The organism is Photobacterium iliopiscarium (assembly GCF_003026395.1).
GTDB classification, from domain to species: Bacteria; Pseudomonadota; Gammaproteobacteria; order Enterobacterales; family Vibrionaceae; genus Photobacterium; species Photobacterium iliopiscarium.
On record NZ_PYOO01000004.1, the window covers coordinates 185226 to 208996 of the forward strand.

The 23771-nt window shown below is 31.9% G+C and carries 23 protein-coding genes; 6 read left to right on the forward strand and 17 right to left on the reverse strand.

The genetic code is table 11. The features are described 5' to 3' along the window. Positions 1-57: 57 nt before the first annotated feature. Positions 58-1440 carry an N-acetylglucosamine-specific PTS transporter subunit IIBC gene (gene nagE, locus C9J51_RS08515; RefSeq protein WP_045038031.1) on the reverse strand — a complete coding sequence of 461 codons (1383 nt, stop codon included), beginning with the start codon at positions 1438-1440 and terminating at the stop codon, positions 58-60. 452 nt (positions 1441-1892) lie between these two features. Between nagE and C9J51_RS08520 the strand changes: the two genes are divergently transcribed. Then, positions 1893-2615, forward strand: a complete 723-nt coding sequence (locus C9J51_RS08520; RefSeq protein WP_045038032.1) for a phosphatase PAP2 family protein — start codon at positions 1893-1895, stop codon at positions 2613-2615. A 79-nt stretch (positions 2616-2694) separates the two neighbouring features. Here the strand turns inward: C9J51_RS08520 and C9J51_RS08525 are convergent, their stop codons facing one another. Further along, positions 2695-3051 (reverse strand): hypothetical protein, encoded by a 357-nt coding sequence (locus tag C9J51_RS08525; protein WP_045038033.1) that lies wholly within the window; start codon positions 3049-3051, stop codon positions 2695-2697. A 243-nt stretch (positions 3052-3294) separates the two neighbouring features. On the opposite strand from C9J51_RS08525, the gene C9J51_RS08530 reads away from it, so the two are divergent. Both C9J51_RS08530 and C9J51_RS08535 read left to right on the forward strand, forming a co-directional pair. Next, positions 3295-3633: a hypothetical protein gene (locus tag C9J51_RS08530; RefSeq protein ID WP_045038034.1), complete on the forward strand. Its 339-nt coding sequence runs from the start codon at positions 3295-3297 to the stop codon at positions 3631-3633. A gap of 94 nt (positions 3634-3727) precedes the next feature. After that, the gene (locus tag C9J51_RS08535; protein WP_244907481.1) at positions 3728-4195 is read left to right on the forward strand and encodes a DUF411 domain-containing protein; all 468 of its coding nucleotides are present in this window, start codon (positions 3728-3730) and stop codon (positions 4193-4195) included. A 114-nt stretch (positions 4196-4309) separates the two neighbouring features. Here the strand turns inward: C9J51_RS08535 and C9J51_RS08540 are convergent, their stop codons facing one another. Both C9J51_RS08540 and C9J51_RS08545 read right to left on the reverse strand, forming a co-directional pair. Then, positions 4310-5269: a hypothetical protein gene (locus C9J51_RS08540; RefSeq protein WP_045039565.1), complete on the reverse strand. Its 960-nt coding sequence runs from the start codon at positions 5267-5269 to the stop codon at positions 4310-4312. A 65-nt stretch (positions 5270-5334) separates the two neighbouring features. Further along, complete coding sequence (locus C9J51_RS08545; protein WP_045039566.1) at positions 5335-5763, reverse strand: MarR family winged helix-turn-helix transcriptional regulator; 429 nt, start codon at positions 5761-5763, stop codon at positions 5335-5337. Positions 5764-5871: 108 nt separating this feature from the next. Between C9J51_RS08545 and C9J51_RS08550 the strand changes: the two genes are divergently transcribed. Together C9J51_RS08550 and C9J51_RS08555 are read left to right on the forward strand one after the other, a co-directional pair. Beyond that, on the forward strand, positions 5872-6174 hold the full coding sequence (locus C9J51_RS08550) for a DUF3861 domain-containing protein (protein ID WP_045038037.1): 303 nt from the start codon (positions 5872-5874) through the stop codon (positions 6172-6174). Between the two features lie 182 nt (positions 6175-6356). After that, complete coding sequence (locus tag C9J51_RS08555) at positions 6357-6737, forward strand: DUF4156 domain-containing protein (RefSeq protein ID WP_045039567.1); 381 nt, start codon at positions 6357-6359, stop codon at positions 6735-6737. 101 nt (positions 6738-6838) lie between these two features. On the opposite strand, the gene yghU is transcribed toward C9J51_RS08555, so the two are convergent. The 13 genes from yghU to C9J51_RS08620 all read right to left on the reverse strand — a co-directional run bounded on the left by yghU (position 6839) and on the right by C9J51_RS08620 (position 22321). After that, the gene (yghU, locus tag C9J51_RS08560) at positions 6839-7696 is read right to left on the reverse strand and encodes a glutathione-dependent disulfide-bond oxidoreductase (protein ID WP_045039568.1); all 858 of its coding nucleotides are present in this window, start codon (positions 7694-7696) and stop codon (positions 6839-6841) included. Between the two features lie 50 nt (positions 7697-7746). Next, positions 7747-8421, reverse strand: a complete 675-nt coding sequence (locus tag C9J51_RS08565; RefSeq protein WP_045039569.1) for a haloacid dehalogenase type II — start codon at positions 8419-8421, stop codon at positions 7747-7749. Between the two features lie 391 nt (positions 8422-8812). Continuing rightward, positions 8813-9040 carry a DUF2188 domain-containing protein gene (locus tag C9J51_RS08570; protein WP_107237897.1) on the reverse strand — a complete coding sequence of 76 codons (228 nt, stop codon included), beginning with the start codon at positions 9038-9040 and terminating at the stop codon, positions 8813-8815. 2 nt (positions 9041-9042) lie between these two features. After that, positions 9043-9180, reverse strand: coding sequence for a zinc ribbon-containing protein (locus C9J51_RS08575; protein WP_045038041.1), 138 nt, complete (start codon positions 9178-9180; stop codon positions 9043-9045). 268 nt (positions 9181-9448) lie between these two features. Then, positions 9449-12070: a phage tail-collar fiber domain-containing protein gene (locus C9J51_RS08580; RefSeq protein WP_107274964.1), complete on the reverse strand. Its 2622-nt coding sequence runs from the start codon at positions 12068-12070 to the stop codon at positions 9449-9451. Positions 12071-12518: 448 nt separating this feature from the next. Continuing rightward, positions 12519-13589 carry a glycosyltransferase gene (locus C9J51_RS08585; RefSeq protein ID WP_107237895.1) on the reverse strand — a complete coding sequence of 357 codons (1071 nt, stop codon included), beginning with the start codon at positions 13587-13589 and terminating at the stop codon, positions 12519-12521. Position 13590: 1 nt separating this feature from the next. Further along, positions 13591-14700: a glycosyltransferase gene (locus C9J51_RS08590; protein ID WP_052667849.1), complete on the reverse strand. Its 1110-nt coding sequence runs from the start codon at positions 14698-14700 to the stop codon at positions 13591-13593. Beyond that, positions 14690-15778 carry a glycosyltransferase family 4 protein gene (locus C9J51_RS08595; RefSeq protein ID WP_045039574.1) on the reverse strand — a complete coding sequence of 363 codons (1089 nt, stop codon included), beginning with the start codon at positions 15776-15778 and terminating at the stop codon, positions 14690-14692. The genes C9J51_RS08590 and C9J51_RS08595 overlap by 11 nt, the downstream gene beginning before the upstream one ends. After that, the gene (locus C9J51_RS08600) at positions 15778-16581 is read right to left on the reverse strand and encodes a glycosyltransferase family 2 protein (protein WP_107237894.1); all 804 of its coding nucleotides are present in this window, start codon (positions 16579-16581) and stop codon (positions 15778-15780) included. The genes C9J51_RS08595 and C9J51_RS08600 overlap by 1 nt, the downstream gene beginning before the upstream one ends. A gap of 1 nt (position 16582) precedes the next feature. Then, positions 16583-17686: an EpsG family protein gene (locus tag C9J51_RS08605; protein WP_170073309.1), complete on the reverse strand. Its 1104-nt coding sequence runs from the start codon at positions 17684-17686 to the stop codon at positions 16583-16585. 30 nt (positions 17687-17716) lie between these two features. After that, positions 17717-19843, reverse strand: coding sequence for a polysaccharide biosynthesis tyrosine autokinase (locus tag C9J51_RS08610; protein ID WP_170073310.1), 2127 nt, complete (start codon positions 19841-19843; stop codon positions 17717-17719). 305 nt (positions 19844-20148) lie between these two features. After that, positions 20149-21081 carry a glycosyltransferase family 2 protein gene (locus C9J51_RS08615; RefSeq protein ID WP_045039576.1) on the reverse strand — a complete coding sequence of 311 codons (933 nt, stop codon included), beginning with the start codon at positions 21079-21081 and terminating at the stop codon, positions 20149-20151. After that, complete coding sequence (locus C9J51_RS08620) at positions 21074-22321, reverse strand: oligosaccharide flippase family protein (protein ID WP_107237891.1); 1248 nt, start codon at positions 22319-22321, stop codon at positions 21074-21076. Before C9J51_RS08620 ends, C9J51_RS08615 begins: the two co-directional genes overlap by 8 nt. Before the next feature lie 604 nt (positions 22322-22925). On the opposite strand from C9J51_RS08620, the gene C9J51_RS08625 reads away from it, so the two are divergent. Beyond that, positions 22926-23624 (forward strand): DUF2786 domain-containing protein, encoded by a 699-nt coding sequence (locus C9J51_RS08625; RefSeq protein WP_045039577.1) that lies wholly within the window; start codon positions 22926-22928, stop codon positions 23622-23624. Positions 23625-23771 lie beyond the last annotated feature (147 nt).

Consider the following 23771-nt stretch of genomic DNA (forward strand, 5'->3'; position numbering starts at 1 on the left):
GACCATAGGGGGAAGTTATGAAATCGCGAATACTTCTATTACTTAACGAATGAAGACTTAAAGTGCTTTCATTTGGTTAGCAATAATTTCAGCTTGTGGACCAATAATAACTTGAAGGTTATTTGAACCTACGTTTACAACACCCTTCGCACCTAACTGTTTTAGTTTAGCGTCATTGATGATTGTACGGTCAACAATACCTAGGCGAAGACGAGTAATACAAGCAGAAATATCAGTTAAGTTATCTTTGCCACCTAGTGCTGCTAGGTATTGTACTGCTAAATCAGCCTTGCTGTCTGAATCTGGGTTTGAATCTTCTTCAGGTGCATCTTCACGACCCGGTGTTTTAAGATTAAACATCTTAATCGCACCAACAAAGATCACGAAGTAAAGCGCACCAACCACTAGACCCATTGGGATAATTTCCCATGAATTATGCGCTGCTGGAGCGTTAAAGTTCAGGATGTAGTCAATCAAACCAGATGAGAAGCTAAACGCCATGTGGATATTAAGCATTGATGCAACAACAATACTAAGACCCATCAAGATAGCGTGTACTACATACAAGCCTGGTGCTAGGAACATGAACATGAATTCGATTGGTTCAGTGATACCAGTTAAGAATGCAGTTAATGCAACACTTAACAACATACCACCAACAACTTTCTTGTTCTCTTTCTTAGCGGTTACATAGAAAGCTAATGCCGCACTTGGAAGACCAAACATTACTACAGGGAAGAAACCACTTAGAATACGTCCCGCAGATGGGTCACCCGCGAAGAAACGTGAGATTTCACCAGTAACCACTTGACCAGTAGCAGGATCTGTATAGTTACCAAATACAAACCAAACCATACTGTTAAGAATGTGGTGCAGACCAAGTGGAATCAATAGACGGTTAGCAACACCATAAACGAATTCGCCAGGTACGCCACTCGTTAGGATCCATTGACCTAAATGGTTAATACCATCTTGAACAGGAGGCCATATAACACTGAATGCAAAAGCAAGAATCAGTGCAACTAAACCGGTAATGATAGGAACAAAACGTTTACCACCAAAGAAGCCAAGGAACTCTGGCAATTTGATTGCATGGAAACGGTTATATAATAGACCCGCACAGACACCAATAATAATACCGCCAGCAACACCGGGATCAACATCAGCATTAAGCGTCTTAATTGCAGCCATCATAATGAAATAACCAACTGCTGCGGCAATCGCTGCTGCTGCTGAATTATCTTTTGAAAAACCACCCGCAACACCCATTGCAAATAGAAGCGCTAAGTTGGTAAAAACCGCCTGACCACCCGCTGCAATAAAAGGTATATTTAATAGATCGGGTTGTCCAATACGCAATAAAATACCAGCAATAGGCAATACTGCGATTGGAAACATTATCGCGTTTCCGAGCTTTTGGAAATGTCCAAGAATACTCATTCCCTTCTCCATATCATTACATCAAAATTAATAAACAACATATGTCGTTTAAGCATGTGCTAACCATACAGTAGTTAGCTAAACTTAGTTTAAGATAAACATTAAGTTTTCTTAATGTTTGCACCTTTTCACGTGATAGCCTTCACAAATTGAGAAATATCACTAAAACACCCTCATAAAACTTACAAAATTTACATTATTACAACCGATAATTTTGTAAATACTCTGCATTTAAATTATTATTTCATTGTTAATAAGTTGAGAAACATGAACATCACCTGACAAATAAGTATAGAAATTGTTGTTCAACGATTTTCTTAATGACATTTTGTGTTATTTATGCGAAAAAGGCAGCCGTTTTAAATCATGAAAAACTGTCAATTTTATGACAGTCGACAGTTTTTTTTATGGCTTACTTAATTATTATTACATGACAAGATAGAACGCTCTCGATGATGACTTTTATATCTAAAAAATTACCTAATTTTTTCGCATTAGGTTTATTTGCTATATTGCTATTTATTGCAATCCATATTGTTCCAGTCTCAGCATTAACGACACCGGTAAGTAATGCAGCAGGTATTTCATTTGCCTTATTAACTGGCAGTGCTGGCAGTCCATTCTTCCTTATTACCGCTGCATTATTATGCCTGACACCTGTTTTCATGCGATTACCAAAGAAAACCATCACTAAAGTATGGATTCAATTTGGTATTTTATTAGTGTTAAGTTTTGTCACTAAAACAGTATTAAAACATGAAACCGCTATTCCTCGCCCTTATACCTATGAATTACAACGCTTACATTTAGTTGATTCTCCGGCCGCTTTCTATGCGTTAGATTCAGCTGCTAAAGATAACGTTGTAAAGGAAGCGGGAGTTTATGTTAGTCCTTGGCGTTTACGTAGTTGGGAAGGTGAAACTAACTACTCATTCCCATCAGGTCATACTATTTTTGCTGCTATCTGTGTTTTATTCTGGGGCGGTTTCTTTATTCGTCGAGGTAAATATCTTTTAGCTGGTGGCCTAATTATTTGGGCAACAGGCGTTGGTATTAGTCGTTTATGGCTTGGTATGCACTTCCCTTCTGATGTAATGGGTTCCATACTTTCAGCAGCAATACTTTATTTCTTTATCCCTGAATGGGACGAGAATGCAAAGAAAAACAAAAAATAATATCGAACAATAAAAAAGGCTCATAGCATAATGCGATGAGCCTTTTTTCTAGAATAAATAGCAATACCTCACATCTAATCTAACTGATGCTTGGTGTATGTTCGTATTCAACAATAAGCTGATTACCAACATACGTTACTTTCTTAATCTCACCATCAAAGATAAACGTATTTTTGATTATTGAATTAGCTAACGATCCCTTTTGCACGGCTTCACGTAACGAAGGCAGAATCAACACCGGATCAATATTTAAAATACCGCAAAAATCATTAACAAACTGCTGTTGAATAACAGAATCCCCTCGCAGAATGTCTGAAAATTCAAGTTGCGTTAACTCCAGCTTTTTCGCCATTTCTATTTGAGTTATACGCATTTTTGCTTTGTAGCTCATCCATGTGTCGTGCAAAACTCGACGATCTTTTTCAGTATATTGCATCTTCTTTCCTAAAAGCGCATTTAATACATTGAATAAACCCAACGTTATTCATCACAGTGCGCAAGGATGAATTTAAACGAATTGATTTTTTTATCCATAAATTAGCTGTAAGAATATGTGTCAGACATTCATGTAAGCAATGTAATATAGGTGTATTTAATACTTTATTACAAGTTATTCATTGTTGTATGGCGTATTAAACCTATAATGCAAAAAATCATTAAAGAGTAAGTTAATCTAAAAATGCGACGTCATTGGTTCTATTTTATTGTTCATAGCGTACTTATCATTACTGTATTAACCAATACAGCATATGCGTACACCTCAACAATAATGCCAATCACCCATTGTAATGATGTAGAACTTACTCATTGTTGTGATAATACAACAACTGTAACCAACACTCTTAGCACTCATTGTTATGATGACTGTAATGACAATGATTGTTCATCACAACATCAGCCAGCATTGTTATCTAACTTTAGTTTTCAATCCTTTCGTAGTACCGAAATACTCACAAATGAATTATGCCATTCTCCTCGTTATTATCATGAACCATTACTAAAACCACCGATGGCGTAAGTGCTTCGCTATATTTATCCACTTACTTACATCATTTATTTGCAGCCATAGTTTAATGGCATGCATCGCGTTATTTAGGAATGTTATTATGATCATCAAACGTACTTTATTAACTTGTGCTCTTTTCGTTTCAGCAACAACGGTTGCGGCAACTACACACACAAAAACAGTAACAACAGCACCTATTATCAAAGGCACGAATTATTTATCACCGTATTGTGGTTGCTGTAAAGAATGGGTCGCACATATGAAAGATAATGGCTTTGAGTTAGAAAACGTTTATCAAGAAAATCTCACCCCCACAAAAATCAAACTAGGCGTATTACCTGAGTATGCGTCTTGTCATACCGCTCAAATTGAAGGTTATACTTTTGAAGGTCATGTTCCTGCGGCTGATATCAAACGTTTTTTAGCGAGCAAACCAACAAGAATGAAAGGCTTGGCTGTTGGAGGAATGCCAATGGGATCCCCTGGTATGGAATATGGTGATAAGAAAGACAGCTATAACGTAGTCGCGTTTGATGATAAAGGTCGCACGATGGTGTGGGCTAAACATAATTAATCACGATCACCCATTCACTTGTCATTAAATAGCAATAATAAAACAAAAAAGCCCGTTGACCTTGCTTATACTCAAAGAGATAAACACATCAACGGGCTTATTTATTGGATTCTGTTACTGAAATAATGCTCGATTAGGATCATCATTTTCAGCCCACTCGGGATCTAATTCGCGTTTTTCAAAGTAAATTTGTAAACCATTAAAATAGGTAAAAGCAGTTAACTCTGAATCTTTACCAAAATGCTCAAAAAATACGTCTTCGTGATCCGCTAACTCGACTAGTGTTTGAATACCGCGTTCTAATGCCCATTGAATCGCAGGCGGTGCAATAATGGTACGGTACAGCATCAATTGTTTAATATCAGCCAACGCGACTTTATGTAGTTCTTTCGTCGAACGATGTGATACTTGTGTATTAGCCTGCTCTTCTGCCAATAACGCCCGTAAACTACCAAGACTTGACTCACGCTCTGCCGGTGAATAGCCATAAGTCGTTTTACAAAAACGTAAGGCATAGGTCATTTTTTCACGCCCGACCAGCTCTATCACTTGTTCTAAATAAGGCTGAGGAATAGCATACAACGCTGCCAACTGAGTCACTGCGTGATTTAAACTCGTATAAATTATGCCATCAAATTCAAATTGAAATGTCGTCGTCACATCATAGCAAGGCAAGCCATCAATGTTGATTGGCCATCCCGCGTAATTGACTCGATCTTTAGCAATTTCAAACATCTTCCAACCACTAAAACGAAAACCTTCAAGAGCTTTACCCTCCATTTCAGACGATTCAAGTTCTTCTTTGGTCCAGTTAACCCCAATTTGTAGATGTTTATGGTATTTCTTATGCAGTTGCTGTTTCACTTTGTCGCGCAGTAAATCTAAGCTACTGACCTTTACAGCATTAGCAAAAGTAAAACACTCTTGGCAACACGGCAGCATAATCGGCAAAGTTTGATTATCATAATTTGGGACAGCCATAAAAGCATGGCTATCAAAATACGGTTCACCGCAAAACCAGCAGGTATGACGGTAATTAAAAGGCACATCAATATTATGGTATGAAGAAGTCATTTATCTGCTATTTATAAGTTAAAGTACGTTGAGTATTATGCAAAGACTGCCACCGAACAACAAGGTTATTTGTAACGAAGGTTATCCGTCATTTTATCGGCTAACTGTTGAAACAACGCTATCTCATCGAGACTAATGTTTTTTGTTATTTTTTCCTGCATCGTATTATCAATAATCGCCAGTTTGGCGACAATCTCTATACCACGATCAGTAACACATAAATACGAACTTCGCTTGTCTGTTGGATGGGCTACCTTAGTAATAAATTCTTTATCTATTAATGTGTTAACTAACCGTGTAATTTGTGCTTTATCTCGTTCTAACACTGTTGCTATATCAATAGCGGTACACGGTGTTATTTTATTAATGATCTTAATTACTCGAACATGCATCGGTGTAATATCCAGATCAAGTTGTTCAATATGCTCATGTAATTGACGTTTTAACGCATGTACCAATTGAAATAAATTATCTAGCGTTTTGTTATTAACCATTATATTTCCGCTATGTCCAAGGATTATATAGTTGACAATATCAATCAAATCTAAGTATAGTTGATATTATCAACTATGTTTATGTTTATTTCAAATAAGAGTACAATTATGCCTAATAAAAAAACCTATCGTATTACCATTGAAGAAGTAGAGTCTCCGTCATCTACTGCCCAAACCATGCAATTTGAATTTCAAGATAGAGAAGATCTGTTTAAGATCGTTAAAAACTTGAAGGAAGGCTGTGAGTTAGATGCAACGCAAGCAACAAGAGTCGGTGTTGCTCTGCGATTATTAGGCCCGGTTATGGTGATGAACCGCAAACATCCACTTTTTGCTGACTTTATGCCCCACTTTAAAACATTTATGCAGTCACTTAAAAATACCGTTAAACAATCATTAATCGATAAGTGATTTCATCAGCTGAAATATCTTTCTTGGGGAGGTAAAAATATCAATACCGAGACTACATTGCGCATAATATTAAACTACTCATTAATTAATGTTGCAGCAGTCTGAATATTGATTTTATTCTCTTGCTAATGATCTTTTTTTAAATACACTCGCGCGATATTTATTTTATCCGTGATCCTTACATGAAAAAACTAATGGTTAGCTCAATGTTAGCCTCAACACTGTTATTAAGTGGTTGTGTTACTTTCCCTACTACAGAATCAGCCAACGTTGATGTTATTTGGGATGATGTGAAAGCTGTTGAAAATTGTCAACGCCTAGGGATTGTATATGGTTCAGAAGGTCATTTTTATGACTATTGGTTCCATGCGGATAAAGACATGCTCTGGGGAACAATAAACCAAATGCGTATTAAAGCCGCTGCATTAGGTGCAAACACCGTGTATCTCTATCAACCACTTGGTTTTTCTACTTCAGTAACCATGTTTGCTAATGCTTATTTATGTCAGCAACCAGTCGTTACTTCAATCGTTAAACCTGAAATAATACCCGCTGTTAAATAACAACATAACAGGCATTGGTTTCGCATTCTTGTGCCAAATTCTGAATTTATGACCGCTAAATTTAGGACAGCCATTGTTTGTAATGACTGCCCTAACATTAACTAAGGTTTCTGTGATAACACGGTTGTAATGTCTTGAGCATCATGACGCTCAGGCAATTGTTCCCATACTTCGCCCCAAGTACGATTAACAATGCGTCCTCTTTGTACCGCAGGGCGATTAAGTATCATTGTTGCCCAGCGTTGAACATGAGTATAACTTACCACATCAAGAAACTCGCTCGCATTATAAAGATGGCCTAATACTAAATTGCCATACCACGGCCACATTGCGATATCCGCAATACTGTATTCATCACCTGCAATATATTGATGAGACGCAAGCTGTTTATCTAACACATCTAATTGGCGTTTTACTTCCATCGTAAAACGATTAATTGGGTATTCTAGTTTTTCATCTGCATAAGCATAAAAATGACCAAAACCACCACCAAGATAAGGTGCTGAACCTTGTAACCAAAATAACCAGTTCATTACTTGTGTACGATCGTTAATTGACGGAGGTAAGAACAGGTCAAATTTTTCAGCTAAATAAAATAAGATTGAACCAGACTCAAAAATATTAACCGCTTGACCTTGTGAATGATCCACTAATGCTGGAATTTTTGAGTTAGGGTTAATATCAACAAAGCCAGAAGAGAATTGATCACCTTCAGAAATATTAATCAAATGCGCGTCATAATCAGCGTCAGATTTACCCGCCGCTAACAACTCTTCAAGCATGATCGTTATTTTTTGTCCGTTGGGTGTCCCCATAGAATAAAGCTGCAATGGATGCTTACCTATCGGTAGTGCCTTATCATGTGTAGCACCTGACACGGGACGATTGATCTGTGCCCATTGACCACCATTGTTATTATCAAATTGCCATTGTTTAGGTGGAATGTATTGATTTGTCATGTTAACTCCTAACAATTGTTATTTGTTTACTAATAGTCGAGTTGATCGCATTATTGTTTATCTGCAATGATCATATCAATAAGATCCATCATTGAATTTGAATACATTTTTGGTTTTAAATACAACGGATTATACGGTACACCCGTTCTATCAATATAAGCAGCATTCAAGCCTACCGATAAAGCGCCATGTGTATCCCAGTCATGAGTTGCGACTAAACATAATTGGTCTATCGGTTGTTGTAATTTTTGAGCCGCAAATTTATAAACGGTAGGATCAGGTTTGAAACTTCCTGTCTCTTCTACAGAAATAATGTCATCGAAATAGTCAGTTAATTGTGCATATTCCATTTGTGTTGCAATGAGGGTTAATGATGAATTAGATAAAACGACAACTTTAAACCCGTGTTGGCGCAACTTACTAAGTGCTGGCTTTATATCAGAATAAGGCGATAAATTTGAAAAAGTGCCAAGTAACTCGGTTCGCTGGCCTTTTGTTAATTGAATCTTATAATTAGCAGCCACCGTATCAAGAGTAATACGGGCTAGCTCTGCAAAATTGCTTTTAACTGTTGTCGTAATACAGACCGTAGAAAGATGCAGTAACTTTGAAAACCAGAGAGACAACGCATCTTCGCTACCAAAAGCGGCCTTAAATATTGGCTTTAAAGCCCCTAAATTTAAAACCGTCTCATTTATATCAAAAAGTATCACTTTCTTGTTCATATAATTACTCTTTACAATAAGTTAAAACGCATAAACGATATCCTTATCGTAGAGTAACTATACTTAACATTGATAATTCAACTTGTCCAATATTCTATATACCGATTAATTAGATGATATATTCTAAAAGCAAAGTGACAGATTTTACTGCGCAGCATCCCTGATGTGCGATATATTCTATTTTATAATAGATCACCGTATTGACGCGTTAGATATCAGCCTTATATTTTTTGACTACTCGACACTTAGAAAATGACACGTCTAACATATTTACAATCAATCCCTATTAAATATATCGCTATAACTACACGAATATCCTTAAATATCAGGTTCTAAACCAAAAAACACTCGACATAATAATGCCGAGTGTCATAACTAATATTAATATGATTTACCCCTTGGGTGGATATGGATCATTTCCGTGACTATCTTTTTCTGCAATTTTACCGTCTTTATTATGAATCACTAATTCTGATTCTTGATTCAAACTAATCGTTCTTGCACGATCGACAGCTTCTTGCTTCGTCTCAAAATGACCTGAAGATCTTTGTCCTCCACTTTGTTTAATATCCCAACCACCGTCAGAGTTTGAAATTACATGGGTACTTTTTTTTGTCATCATCACCCTTTTTTGTATTTGGTATGAGCACATTTAGGACAAGGTGGAAGTGTGTCAGTATGATCATCTAAATCAACTCGTTGACCACATTTTTCACAATAATAAGCACCTTTACCCGGTTTTTCTCCCGTTGTTGCCATTATATCTTCTCCATATTGAATCAAGGATATACCCATCAAAACTACTGGATATAATGTCATTATGCTCTTAAAAATAACGGTGTTTTGCGAAGTCACTCCAAATTATCTTCATAAGAGCACTCTGGAAAGATCACTCTGGACAGCCAAATCTTTTACTATTGAATAGTGCCCTAAAAAAATAAAATATTTCAGGATCGACAAAAACCACAATCCTGATGATAATCGCGGTATTTCGGCCTAAAAATAAAAAGTGAAGATAATTTCTTCCTTATCTATCCGATAATAATTTTTCGCTTAATAGTTCGATTTTTTTCTGCTGTTCTTGGACAACCTTTACAAGCATATATATTAATGGTGTTGATTTATCAACTAAACAATCTTGAATTTTATTACCGTTAGCTAAAGTTAAATCACCAATATTACCAACTAAAGAAGGAAATACTTTTTGTAAATCTGATGCTAATAAACCAATTTGTTTATTTCCAGTAATCTTAGAATGATAAGTACCTATACGCAATTTCATAAAATCCGCAGTATAATCCCTAGCATCGGTAAAATCTGTTTTAGTTCTTGGATCAGATATCACACCATAAGAGCCAGTTGCATTTAATACTGAACCATCAGCCTCAACTGTATATTTAGTTGTGTGATGACGATCTTTAACATAAAAAGGTTTATAGTCAGGAAGATCTTCCACCATCCAAACACCATAACCATAGCCACCATTAGCTAGCTCTGAGCTACTAGGTAAAACAATATAGCCATATTCAGTATTATTTTGACGATATTCCCCCCCTCCAGCTAAATTGCCACCAATAACTGTTTCTTTATTTCGAAAAGATACTGAATAATTAAACTTATAATCAGTAATATCAATGGTTACCGGGCAATTACGTGAATATTGAAGATACCCATCGTTATCCATAATATGAGATAACTTTTTCTCATCGTCTCCTTTTCCTACCACATGCTCAATAACATGAGTATTTATATTCACTGTGCCATAAGAACCAAAAACTTGCTTCCCATATTGAACATTTGGAGATCGAGTCGCATCAATTTCAACATCACCATTAACAAATTTGACATTTTGACCTAAAATAATTCCCCAGCGAGATACATGCGTAGCGGCTTGAAAAACTTCAAAATCTGTATTTGATATTTTTAATGAGTTATGAAACACATTCTCATATGAACCAGAAGTGATAAAATCAATTACTTCTCCACTCATTCCTTCAAAGGCACAGTTTTGCATGTGCACATCACAAGCTTCAAATTTACCAGCACTTATGCATAGATGACCTCTAATCCCTTCCAAAAAAGTCGTTGTAGTAAGATTATCATCTGAATATAACGGCTGTTTAAACCACACTGGATAATTAACATCGTAAAAATTAAAACCAATAGAATGATAATAACTACCTGAACTACGTCCATCTATAGATGCTGCTGGTTGAAAAACAACACAAGAGTATCCTCCTGAAAATGATATGTTTGTAGATACATAACAAAATTGTTGAGATCCTAATTGTGATTGATTCATATCATTCGGAATAAAACCAATATGCAATACATTTCGAAAACCAGATGAAAAAGCACCAGTACCACAAATTCGAGTAAAATTATTAGACGCACGCAAAATAATCATATTATTTGATAACGCTCTAATTTTAGTGCCCGAACTTAAAATAAAACAAACACCTTGTGTTTGTGATTGACCTTGTGCTGGCGTAAACGGCACATGCCAACCAGTTTGATAACCATCATCTTGTCTTAATACAGCATCAACACCATAATCATGATCACCTAAAATAATATCACCACCTCCGTGTGCTTGTACTTTCCGAATAAGTTCATTCATTTCTCTGGATGAGCATTGGCGATTTTTTATATAATCAGGTGCATAATATTGACGAGTATTAACATTTGTCGTCTTCCCTAACTGTCGTAAATCCCGAAAACTACCATCTGAATTTATATGGCAAAGATTATATATCTTATGTTTATAACCATTACTATCTACATAATCGTCTACTCGTTGCTTACTTGAACTAAAGTTCAATATCGCTTTTTTTTCACCAAAATCTAACTCTTCATAATAAACATCTACATAAATATATTTATCATTAAAAAAATCAAGTATTTTATCTGCATTTAATTTAATTCTCATGCCATCTAAATATACAGAACCTGCTTTTATTTTTACACTCTCTTTGTTTTTTGTAACTAAAAAACTATCATCAACAAACCAATCTTTACCATTTTGATCAATAACCATTTGAGATAAATTATAATCAATTTGATCAATACGCTTTGCTGTATTAAATTGCCAACTTTTAGGGTCATTTGTAATATTAGTAATTTTAGCTAACCCTTTATAATCTAAAATAATAGATTGTATTAAAACTCCAGCGTTTACTGTTTTTACAGTAACAGAAGGATAATTAACTGCAATAATTGCATCATATTTAGTAGAATATAAACCCACCCAATTAAATACAAAACCACCAATATTATTAGAAAGTATTGCCGTAAATATTACAGAATTATCATTAATACGAGCTTGTTCAGTAACATCAGCACGATAAACGATTTCATCGTCATTAATATTTTCATTTTCATTAGGAAGATCACTTCGATATGGTTTATAACCAAATATGATTTTATCACATATTATTATATTCCCATTATCTCTTAGTTTAGAAAAAATAAGTCTACCACTATCTGTTATAATAATATTAGCTGGATCTTTTTTATTGTTCTCTTTTTTAGCTACTACAGTATAAACTTCCCCCGCAGAAGCAGAGCTACCTACAACTACCCCGCCGACCAACATTGATGAATTTTTAATAAATGAACGCCGAGAAAGACTAGAGTTATTTTGCTTCAAGATTATATACCTATTAAGAATAAATAATAATTATATATAAATCACTTTAATCTATATATCAAGAATTAAATATAAAATATAAAAATTCACAACCGCAAATGTAAAAATAGCACATATATTATAAAAATATATGTGCTATAATTTGTAATTATTTTTTAATAAAACTCATAAGTTAACAATTATAATGTCATATATTCTATAGTTATTGTCACTATTAACATAACTATAGTAAATACATCCAAATTTATAACTTACGTATTTTTAACTATCATGATATTTTTAATTAACACAAATATTAAACATAAATTTAACGTCACAACAATATTTATACATATGTTTAAATTAACATCTTAGTTTACAAAGCGAAAAATAACACTCAATAATCAGTGATTACCTTATAAGTAAGATCTCTTTCATAAATGGATTTATAATATAAAATATTTATGAATTAGTTACCCAGAATATATCGTATAAATATAGCGCTCTTATCATTGGCATCAAAATTATCTTTAGATAATTTCACACATGAATTCGATAATTCTTCAAAACTGTTTTTGTCAAATGATGATAACTGTATAATTTTCTTACTCATAGAAAGATAATCACCATATTCAAAAATAAAACCATTGATACCATCAGTAACACTATCAATACAACCTGGTACATTATAACATAAAACAGGTATACCCAGAGCATTTGCTTCCATGACAACAACAGGAAAACCTTCTCTTCGCGATGGTAATATAAGAACATTCATTTTATCAATATACTGCATGATTGGTTGTTTAAAACCATGAAAAAAAACCTGTTCTTTAAATTTGTTTTTGAATTTTAAAATATCTTCCCCATTTAATGATGATGGATTAGATGGGTATATATCGCCAAAGAAATGAAATTCAAACTCAAATCCTTCTTGATTTAAATCACCTATAATCTTAAATAAATCATCAACACCTTTCTGTCTTATCAGTCTACCAACATAACAAATTTTGATTTTATTGTTTAATATCTCATTATTATTATTTTTATATTTCTCTAATTCAATACCAATACCATTTAAAACCAAATCACCTTTTTTACCGAGTTTAGAATATTCATCGCCATTCATAAATACTCTTTTAACTGATATTAATGATACGATTTTTTTGATGAAATAAAGAAAACGATGATTTAACTCACCTAATGTACCTAATCCTTCAACAACTACAGTTACTTTATTTCTAAAAAGAAAAAGTATCGGAGATAATAAAATTGAACAAGCTAAAAAATGTGATATGATCACATCAGCCCATCGACCTAATGTTAATAATTCTTTATATAAAAAGAACGTACTAAGTCTACTTTTTTTTATCAATACTAATTCAACACCAATTTCTTTCAATTTTTCCTCAGATAGATAATCATCAGATACTGATAGTAATTTAACTTTATGTCCTTTACTAATTAATGATTTAATATAATTAAATCTAAATAAGTAAGCTGTTTTTGTTGAATTATGTAGAATCAATATTTTTTTCATTTTATTTGCTCTGATATATTTTCAACCATGTTTTTGTAATCGCCGAAATAGAATAATGATTAATAATTCTATCTCTTCCTTTTTTTATTAATTTGTCTTTTTCTTCTTTTGGTATAGTTAATGCAGTTATCATCGCATCAGCTAAAGCTTTAGAATTTTGAGGTGGGACAACAAAACCGCCATCACCAACACCTTCTTTTACTCCACCACAATCAGTAGCAACAACTAAACACTGCGTTAATAATGCTTCAGCCGTAACCAAACAAAAACCTTCATATTCTGATGACAAGACAAAACAGTCAGCAGCAGAAAGCCAACATTCAACATCACGTTGTAAGCCAAGGAATGTTACAAAATCATCTAAACCTAGTGTTTTCGTTAATTGTTTTAATTCTTGCTCAAGATAACTTTGTCCAATAATAGCAAGCTTAATTTTTTTACCCTGTTCAACGGCATGTTTTACAACAATAACCATTGCATTTAACATATTAGGATAATCTTTCTGTTCTTCTAATCGTCCAACAGCTAAATATAGAAACGTATCATCATCAATACCTAATTCTTGACGTTTTAATGTTCTTGCTTGCTGTGAAAAAACAAATTTTTTATCATCAAATCCATTACCAACAGTAATCATTTGATTTTCTTTTACCGCACCAGATTTTACAAAAGCTTCTACTGCTTCATCGCTAACATTTGTATTAATATCAGCTAAAAAATTTGTATATTTATATGCTAGGATTCGCCCTTTACCGCCTTCATTTGTATTATGAGCAGTACATACTAATCTTGGCATTTTCGTGAACAATCTTAATAGTCGAGCAAACATATTACCGTGAATCATGTGGCTATGAACCACATTCGGAGCAAATTTTTTCACTACAAAATGACAAGAGTAAAGCGCTTTGAGTAGGCCTAAAAATGTTTTTTCCATGCCGAGATCGACAATTTCAATATCAGGATTTTTAGGTTTAACATCTTGTTTTCCTGTTAATGAAATTATCATAATTTGATTACCCAAATCACATAACTCATCAGCTAAATCGCATATCTGTCGTTCAGCTCCCCCCATACCTAAGTCTGTTGTAATAAAACAAATTTTATTTTTCATTATTTAATAACTTCATCCATAGATTTATAATAGGTTCAATAGCAAATTCTGAACGGCATTTATTAATAGCAGCTTGACTATATTTTGCATACTCTGAATCATTATCAAAAACTGTAAATGCTATTAATATTTTCTCTGCTAATGATGAAATATCACCATCTTTTGCTAACCAACCACACGTTGAATCAATAATTTCTTTCGGACCCGTTTTACAATCAAAAGAAACCAAAGGTAAACCAGAAGAGATAGCTTCTAATAACACCATTGGTAACCCCTCAAAACGAGAACTCATGACATACAAATCAGCTAACTGATACTGCTCTTTCATGTCACTTACATGAGAAATCCATTCGATATGATTAGTTAAACCAAGCTTTTCTGCTTGTGCTTTTAATGCTGCCTCGTCTTCGCCACTACCGACAATACGTAACTTCCAGTCTTGTCGTTGCTTAATAACTAAAGCCCAAGCATCTAATAAAAAATCAAATCCTTTTTGATAAGTTAAACGTCCTGCTGAAATTGCAATTTTCGACTTTACCGATTGTCGAGGGAGACTTAATTCAAAAGATGCTGGATTTGAAATTGCCGTAATATTAGCGCGGCAACGAGCATTCTTTAACCAAAGCTTTTTATCTGTTTCAGTTAATGTAATAACATCATCACAACAAAATGCTGCAAGTTGTCGAGATATCTTTCTAAGTTTCAATCCTAGATCAACATTAAAATTGAAATGTTCCCAGCAAATATTCCTTATATTTATTCCCAAACAAGCAGGAACTGAATACAAGGCCAACATAGACTCAATATTAATTAGTATATCAATATCATTTGACTTAATATATTTTCTTAATTTAGCAATTACCTTATGGTAATGTTTTTTGAATACCAATTTATATTCAAATAAGGTATCTTTTTTAATATCGTCATTTAGTGGGAATGCAGAATGCTCCCCATCATATAAGCTTAAAAATTGCACTGAAAAACCCTTTTCAGACAATTGATTAGCAATAATGGCAGCAACTCTTTCTGTACCACCAGTACGGTTCAATGAACCGGTAAAAAAAACAATTTTTTTCATCACTTATTCTTAATAACAAAATATGAAGCTTGAATCCATCGAATAATCGTTTTAGCTAATGCTACTGGATTACTTAAAAAACAACGAAGAGGAATTTTTTTTAACATCGCTGAACGAGAAATTAAATGCCCTTTCGCATGTTTCTCTAAAGCAGAACGACTCAATCTATTATCACCGTGATCATCAAAGAAAAAACCCAAAAATTTATTAACATATAAAAACTTATATTTCGTTGATATTGTTGAATAAAACCAGATTTCAGGAACAAATTTAATCTTATCGTTCACAGGATATAGATAGTCCTTTAAAATATTCGTTTTGAAAATATCAATTCTCTCTCCAATAATTCGACTACCAAACTCATCAAACCATGAATTAATAGAATATTCATTATCAATAGAATAAGTACTATCTGCTGTTTGTGATGATTCGCGTTTAGATAAAGCCCGAATTCCGATAACTTCATCATTGTTTTCAATCATTGGAATATATTTTTCAAAAAACAATGCTAAAGAATCTTCAATTAACGCATCATCAGAATCAACACCTATAAAATACTTTCCATTAGCATTTAATACAGCACGATTCCAAGCTGATTGTTTACCTGCGTTTTCCTGATAGATATATCTAATTGTTATCTTGTTTTCTTCCTGAAATGCTTCAACGACTTTTTTTGTAGAATCAGTTGAACCATCATCAACAATCAGCCACTCAAAATCACGATAACTTTGCGTTAATAAACTGTTATAACATTTAATCAAATGAGCATCTCGATTAAACGTTGGAGTAAATATTGTTAACATTTTATCTTATCCAAAAAGGTACATAAGCATAGACAATGCCTGAGGATAAGTTCTTATAAAAATTAAGAACAAATACAACAGCAATTGCTAATTGAAATATATAGTTTCCAAGCAACGACTTTTTCATAAAAATATCATATAAAATTGCCGGAAAAAAAATAAATCCAGTAAAACATAGTAATTGCATTCTCATTAATATAGGGACACCATTAAATACTAATGCGATGCAAGTTGACCCTAACATTGATATATAAAGATATTTATAACCAATATTTCTCCTTTCTTTCCTATTGTAATAAAAAGCTAATAAAACAGCCAAAACGATAGAGAAAATGAAATTCACGCCTAATGTTGCACCATTTAAATCGTTAGTCCCCTGGTATCGTGTTAATTGAGATGGCATAAATGGTAAAGTTATTAAATAATTCGCAGGCTTTAATATCGATAAAAAAGCGCAAATAGAAATAACAAATAATGCAAACTTAATATTGTACAATGTTTTTTCATTAACAAATCGTACAACCAATAAAACACCAAATACAATTAATGATGTATTATGGAACAACACAGCAATATAAAATAAAAGAAAGCTTTTATATGGCTTATTATCTAACATTTTTAGTATTGATATTGCAGATAATAAACATGCAAAACACAATCTAATTTGAGTAAAGTCTCTGAATAATAAAAACATAGATACATATATAAAATATGATATTATTCTAAATTTACCAGGGATATACTCGAATATTATATAAAGTAAAGCAATTAAACATAAAAGATTAAATACAAATCTAAACTCAAAAAAATCTAAACCACAAATACTAGCAAGTTTTTCTAGAGATAAGAAACCTACTTCCTGTCCTATCACAGATGAATATTTCGATATTTCGCCAAAAGGTATATTACGAACAACGTTAAATACAGAATGATATACTAATGCATCACGATCAACACCTAGCCCTCTAGACGAAACAATACCATAAACAACAATAGCAGCAATAAAAAGACAAATTCCATTTGCCTTTTTATTGATACAAGAAATACTTAATAATGTAATTATTAAAAATGGTATAACATCATAAATATAATCGAACTGATACATATTAGAAATCATTAATATTAATAATGTTAATTATTTCGTATAATGTGAGAATTCACAATTAATACTAGACTTTTGATCAATACCATTAACAATGAATCCTGTAATATCTATATCATTTTTTAAAAATATTTTTTTCAAAGTCATGATCTCTTTTTGAGATGTTTTACTAAAATAACCAACAACCAAACGTAATTTACAATATTCACTAATAAGCACACTATCTGACATAGCTAAACTTGCTGGAGTATCAACAATAACTATATCGTAATCAGATGATACTTTAGTCATTAAAGATTCAAGTTTAGGTGTCATTAACAATTCAGATGAGTTATCAACAAAACTACCACAACAAATAACATCAAGATTATTAACCAATTGACTTGATGTTATAATTGTGTCTACTGTGATATCCCCTTTTAAATAATCACTTAATCCAAGTGTAGCTTTTATTGAAAAAAGATTGGCTATAGATCCATTTTTCATATTAGCATCAATAACTAATACTTTTTTTCCTGATTTTGCAAATAAGGTAGCTAAATTCGTAGTTATAAATGATTTACCAGCACCGATATCAGGACTACATAACATTACAATTTTCGCATCCATTTTTTTCTGTAAAAAATAAATATTAGTTCGCAATAATCGTAAAGCTTCAATAGCAATATCATCATGATGCCTAATTGCTAATAAATTAGTACCTTCATTTTTCTTATTTTTAACTATCTTTTTTTGATTTTTTGAATATGGAATATTTCCATATATTTCAAAACCAAGATCATTAATTTCATTAGTAGATATAATACCCTTTATCATCATATATCTTAAAAACACAATAACTGTTGATATAATAAATCCCAAGAATGTAAACATAATAACAATAAGCGTTTTTTTAGGCTTTATTGGCTGAGAAAAACTATGCGCACTATCTAATATAGTTACTGTACCTATCGCTGTTTGCTTAACAACACTTAATTCTTGCTCTTTTTGTTTTAATTGGTTATAAATTTGAGAATCAGACTTAACAACTCGAGTTAATCGTAATATTTCACGTTGAGTTGTTGGAAATTTATCAATCTTCTTACTAAGTCTTAATTTTTCAGTTAATAGTATTTTACGCTTATTTATCAAAGCAATATAAATCGGATGTTTTTTAGTGTATTTTGTTGCGATATTACTCTCTTCATACACTAACTCATTTAACTGAGTTTCAATATTTGTTAATGAACCTAGAGCTAATTTTGACTCTATACTAAGATCAACTGATCCATTACTTTCACGGTATTTTTCAAGCTTATTTTCAGATAAAATTAAACGTTTCTTTACTATTGGTATTTCCGCATGAAGAAAAGCCAAACTACGTTCTGCTTCTAATGCATAGCGTTTTTTATTAAATAATAAATAGTTATCACTAATATTAGCTAAAATATGTTGAATTTTATTTTTATTCGTTCCTGTTAATGATATTTCAAGTATACCAGTACCACCAATACTACTCTTACCTATTTCTTTTATCTGTAATCTACTTTGTAAATTAATGGCAGCTTGATAGCCATCAATTATATTGATATTAAAAACATCACCGTTCTTCGCGTTAATTGATGAAACCAAAATAGTTGAATCGGAATTTCTTTCTAACTTCCCAACTTCACCATTTGATTTCGTATTAGTTGCCATATTAGTTAATGTATAGCGACCTAATTTTTCATTAGTAACAACTAGTTTAAAATGTTCATTCTCATTTTTTATTGTTACTAATTTATCAATAGTTATAACTTTGGGATCTCGAGACAATCCAGCCACAATCGAATTAAAAAACGATGTTTTTTGTGGTGTCACAACTATTGTTAAATTTAAATCATCTATAGTTCTACGCAAAAAACCACGTGATTTAATAATCTCACTTTCAATAGTAGTACTTGATGATAATGAAAATAAATTAGCAATATTTTGGCCTAAATTACTTATTCTAGATTTATCACTATCAATTTTAAATATAACATTTGCCTGATAAACAGGTGTAGACAATCTTACATAACAAACACCCACAACAATAAAAATAGCCATACATAATATAATAAACCAACGATTATCTTTGATTATTTTAATATACTCAAAAATATCTATTTCATCTTTATCAATTATTGCAGTGTTTTTCATATCAGGCATAACCATAACAACCATAACAACCTAAATATCCATTATATTAATAATGGATATATTTTCATTATAAAACAAAAGCTATTAATTACATTTAAAAATATAACTAAAACAAATTAAGTACGACCTTCTTTATACATAATAACGATAAAATATCATGATTACAATCCTTAATATCCACTATAGTACATTTCAATATACTTTAATGTCATAAAAACCATACATATCAAATATAGATAATTAAAGGTTAATTCATAATAATATTAATTATATAGCCCGTGCTTTATAATACTATTAATTCAATATTAACAATAATCTTTCTTCGTCACTATTCGTAACCGATAAAAAACCATTTTATTTAGCACTCTAAATATTATTGCTTTTATATTCTTTGAATTTATCATCATTTGTATAGAAATTAATTTATTAGCTTTTTCTATTGTCTTTATTACATTTAAATGATCTAAATGATCAGCCCTAGCACATTTAGATAAAAATGATATGTATTGCTCAGCTAAAATTTTGGAGAAATAAATTTTGTCTTCGCTATATTTTTTTGAATATCGATTCAACCCAAATAAAGCATCATCAACATGAGACAGTTCAACAGTATTCGTTATGCTAAAATTTCGCATTCGATAATAAACAATTATACTATCTATCAATTTACATGTTGATGCTTTATATATAACTAAAGGTATAACTAATTGGTCTTCAAAACATCGACCACAATCAAAACTGATCCCTTCAAATAATGAATGTTTGAATACATACTGCCAGCAATAAAAATCAGTTTCTTCTGCAATATCATTCCGACTAATAAAAACATCATTGCCTGATGGTAAAGTTGATTTATCTATATCTTCACCATCTATAAACTTTTTATATTTAAATTTATAGAGATCAATTTTAGATGTTTTTATTTCTGCTATTATCTTATCAATAATTCCATTAGCTAAAATATCATCAGAATCTAAAAAAGTAATATATTTTGAAGATGACTCCTTCAAGCCTATATTTCGAGTGGCTGATATACCTTGATTAACTTGATTAATATATTTGAATTGATATTCATTATTATATTTTTCTATTATCTCATTTGATCTATCTGTAGATCCATCATTAATCAAAATGACTTCAACATCATCATTGATTTGATCAAAAACGGATTTTAAACATTCATCTAAATATAATTCAACATTGTATACAGGAATAATTATTGACAATAATTTAGGCATATTCGCCTCCAATAAATATTTTACGTAAAAGATTTTTTCTAGCTACTACTATTAATAGTATTATAAAACTTAATAATTCAACAAAAACAATTGAAGCAGCACCACCAATAGCACCATATTTATGAGATAAGTAATAACATAATGGAACGTGAATAACAGCAACGATCATTGGTAATATCGTATACTCTCTCTTATATCCATGAGGTAATAATATATAATTACCCAATACAGTTGATTCAAGGGTTAATAATATTGTAAATGAAAGTATCATTAATACTCCACCTGCACTTTTATATTCCGAACTATAAAAAATAGATACAATTTCTTTATTAAAAGCAAATATGAATAAGATAATTGCTATCGACAAAATGCCTTGAATGACAAAAGTCATTTTTATTACTCGATAAGCTTCTCGAGTATCACTCATTAATAACTTATTAACTCGAGGATAAATCACATTCCCCATAATGAAGAAAACACCAAGTACAGCACCTCTTAATCGATCCGCTGCAGAAAATAAGCCAACCTCTGTAATACTAGAAGATAGACTTATAATAATAGTTGTACTCATTGTATATAAGCTTATTGCAAAAGATGCTAAGAATATTGGTGATGCTTCATGGATTGATTTATAAATTGATAGCTCTTTATATTTAACCGATACTAATAACTTATTTTTAACAATATAAATTATTGCGAAAAATCCAACAATAAAGTTTGTTGATGATTGAATAAGAATAGCAATACCAATATCTGAATTATCTTTTACATAAATAAAAAACAGAGGTAATGATAATAATTTAGTAACCACCATTAAAAAAGAAATTACGGGTATTTTTTCTATTCCTTGAAAAAACCACATTGGTAATAGAACAGTTCCTACTAACATTAGTATCGAATAATATAATGTTGAAGAAAATATATGGTTAACATTAGATGATACTAAGACAACAATTGCCAGTATAGATACTAAACATAATGTTATTTTTGCAATCATTGTTTCATAAAAAACAATCGACAATTTTTTTTTATCGTTTTGAATCTCTGCTATTTTTTTTGTTGCTGATAAATTAAAGCCAAAATCAACTATCATTACAAAATATTGTATTGTTGATAAGGTTAAACCATATTTACCAAACCCTTCTATACCTAAAACTCGGCTTAAATATGGTAATGTTAACAGTGGTATTAAATAATTACTCCCTTGAACAAATAACAAAGAAATCATACTTTTTAACATAAAATCACTACTTTATAAAATAAAATCCAGAAATATTCATTAAACACATAACTGCATAACTAATTTTTTACTTACTATATTAATGATACTTAGTATTAAAAAATATATACTTTTATAAAATATTAGTATGTTAAATACATTATTAATTAGATAACAAACTGAATCATAAAAATAGCTATTCTATCAGCCAGAGAGCTTCCCTTCAAGTTATTGATACTTATTTTAAATTTAAAAATACGTATTAGTTATAAAATTTTACTTATTAAGTATAATTAAAAATTATATTTAAATCCTTTATTATAATCACCGTCAATTATATATCTAAATAAAACATCTATTACCAATTAATTCCAAAAACTTCATCTCATAAATATTTAAATAATATAATAACAATCATAATTTTTGTTTTAAATATAAAATTACGATACGTGGAAAATAATCTCAAAGAACCTATTTTTACACTTCAAGCAGGATCTTTCTAACTAACATATCAATCTCCTATCGTAATTCACGGCAATTCGCACCATTATCGCAATTACGTACTTGTAGTATGAGGCCATAAAGCGGTAAAATATGTGCCCTCTTTTAGTCATGAGAATGTTTAATGTCAGAACAGAAGCGAAAGGCCCTCAAGAAAATTGCAAAATGCCTTGAGTTGGGTAATTCAGCAAATGTGAACGAAGCAGCCCAAGCCATTCGTATGGCTCACCGCCTCATGCTCAAATATGGTCTAGAACAAGACGATATTGAATTTATTAAGATGGGCAAAACCAAGTCAAAAACATTATTACCCACGGATATTAGCTCTCAAATTCTAAAAATCATTCGTGGTATTAATCGTCGTTTTGGGGTTGAGTGTGTTCTTACTAATTACAAAGGCTTAAAACAAGCGGAGTTTATTGGTGCTGCTGAACGGGCAATTTTTGCTGCATTTGCATTTGATATTGTTTACCGAGAGATGAACCAGCAGACAGGTCAATTTCGTAATAGTTTTGCGGGTACCGGTACCAGTACATCAGAAGTAACCCGTCGTGTATCATCATTTCTAGCAGGCTGGCTTGAAGGCGCATTAGAAAAACTGCCCGTATTAAATACTGATGATGATCATGACCAACGCATGGCGAACTATATCGATAAGCAGTTTGAGAATTTAGATCGTGAAACGTTCAAGAAACAACTTCAAGAAGCGATGAAAGCGCTCACTGATGATTATGAAAAAGGCATGAAAAAAGGCCGTTCTATCTCTGTAAGTCGTCCTGTTGGTGGTACAAGTGCTCAACAAGAACTTAAACGCTTAAACTAAATTTATCGTTTCTGAACAAAAAAGTCGCTTTTGCGGCTTTTTTTATAACTATCTCTTTCCGTAACCAGTTATAGCAATAAAGAACGTCTAACTTATTTATAGTTAAACATACCAATTGAACAATAAAAGCACCATCAAACTTACGTT

What these genes read in the sequence shown, in the direction of transcription:
- C9J51_RS08615 (WP_045039576.1), bottom strand. Translation starts at nt 21,081, where the DNA reads ATGCCTAAATTATTGTCAATAATTATTCCTGTATACAATGTTGAATTA.
- C9J51_RS08545 (WP_045039566.1), bottom strand. Translation starts at nt 5,763, where the DNA reads ATGGTTAATAACAAAACGCTAGATAATTTATTTCAATTGGTACATGCG.
- C9J51_RS08520 (WP_045038032.1), top strand. Translation starts at nt 1,893, where the DNA reads ATGATGACTTTTATATCTAAAAAATTACCTAATTTTTTCGCATTAGGT.
- C9J51_RS08620 (WP_107237891.1), bottom strand. Translation starts at nt 22,321, where the DNA reads ATGTTAAAAAGTATGATTTCTTTGTTATTTGTTCAAGGGAGTAATTAT.
- C9J51_RS08595 (WP_045039574.1), bottom strand. Translation starts at nt 15,778, where the DNA reads ATGAAAAAAATTGTTTTTTTTACCGGTTCATTGAACCGTACTGGTGGT.
- C9J51_RS08555 (WP_045039567.1), top strand. Translation starts at nt 6,357, where the DNA reads ATGAAAAAACTAATGGTTAGCTCAATGTTAGCCTCAACACTGTTATTA.
- C9J51_RS08530 (WP_045038034.1), top strand. Translation starts at nt 3,295, where the DNA reads ATGCGACGTCATTGGTTCTATTTTATTGTTCATAGCGTACTTATCATT.
- C9J51_RS08575 (WP_045038041.1), bottom strand. Translation starts at nt 9,180, where the DNA reads ATGGCAACAACGGGAGAAAAACCGGGTAAAGGTGCTTATTATTGTGAA.
- C9J51_RS08525 (WP_045038033.1), bottom strand. Translation starts at nt 3,051, where the DNA reads ATGCAATATACTGAAAAAGATCGTCGAGTTTTGCACGACACATGGATG.
- C9J51_RS08625 (WP_045039577.1), top strand. Translation starts at nt 22,926, where the DNA reads ATGTCAGAACAGAAGCGAAAGGCCCTCAAGAAAATTGCAAAATGCCTT.
- C9J51_RS08605 (WP_170073309.1), bottom strand. Translation starts at nt 17,686, where the DNA reads ATGTATCAGTTCGATTATATTTATGATGTTATACCATTTTTAATAATT.
- C9J51_RS08600 (WP_107237894.1), bottom strand. Translation starts at nt 16,581, where the DNA reads ATGTTAACAATATTTACTCCAACGTTTAATCGAGATGCTCATTTGATT.
- C9J51_RS08550 (WP_045038037.1), top strand. Translation starts at nt 5,872, where the DNA reads ATGCCTAATAAAAAAACCTATCGTATTACCATTGAAGAAGTAGAGTCT.
- C9J51_RS08610 (WP_170073310.1), bottom strand. Translation starts at nt 19,843, where the DNA reads ATGAAAAACACTGCAATAATTGATAAAGATGAAATAGATATTTTTGAG.
- C9J51_RS08570 (WP_107237897.1), bottom strand. Translation starts at nt 9,040, where the DNA reads ATGACAAAAAAAAGTACCCATGTAATTTCAAACTCTGACGGTGGTTGG.
- C9J51_RS08565 (WP_045039569.1), bottom strand. Translation starts at nt 8,421, where the DNA reads ATGAACAAGAAAGTGATACTTTTTGATATAAATGAGACGGTTTTAAAT.
- yghU (WP_045039568.1), bottom strand. Translation starts at nt 7,696, where the DNA reads ATGACAAATCAATACATTCCACCTAAACAATGGCAATTTGATAATAAC.
- C9J51_RS08540 (WP_045039565.1), bottom strand. Translation starts at nt 5,269, where the DNA reads ATGACTTCTTCATACCATAATATTGATGTGCCTTTTAATTACCGTCAT.
- C9J51_RS08585 (WP_107237895.1), bottom strand. Translation starts at nt 13,589, where the DNA reads ATGAAAAAAATATTGATTCTACATAATTCAACAAAAACAGCTTACTTA.
- nagE (WP_045038031.1), bottom strand. Translation starts at nt 1,440, where the DNA reads ATGAGTATTCTTGGACATTTCCAAAAGCTCGGAAACGCGATAATGTTT.
- C9J51_RS08590 (WP_052667849.1), bottom strand. Translation starts at nt 14,700, where the DNA reads ATGAAAAATAAAATTTGTTTTATTACAACAGACTTAGGTATGGGGGGA.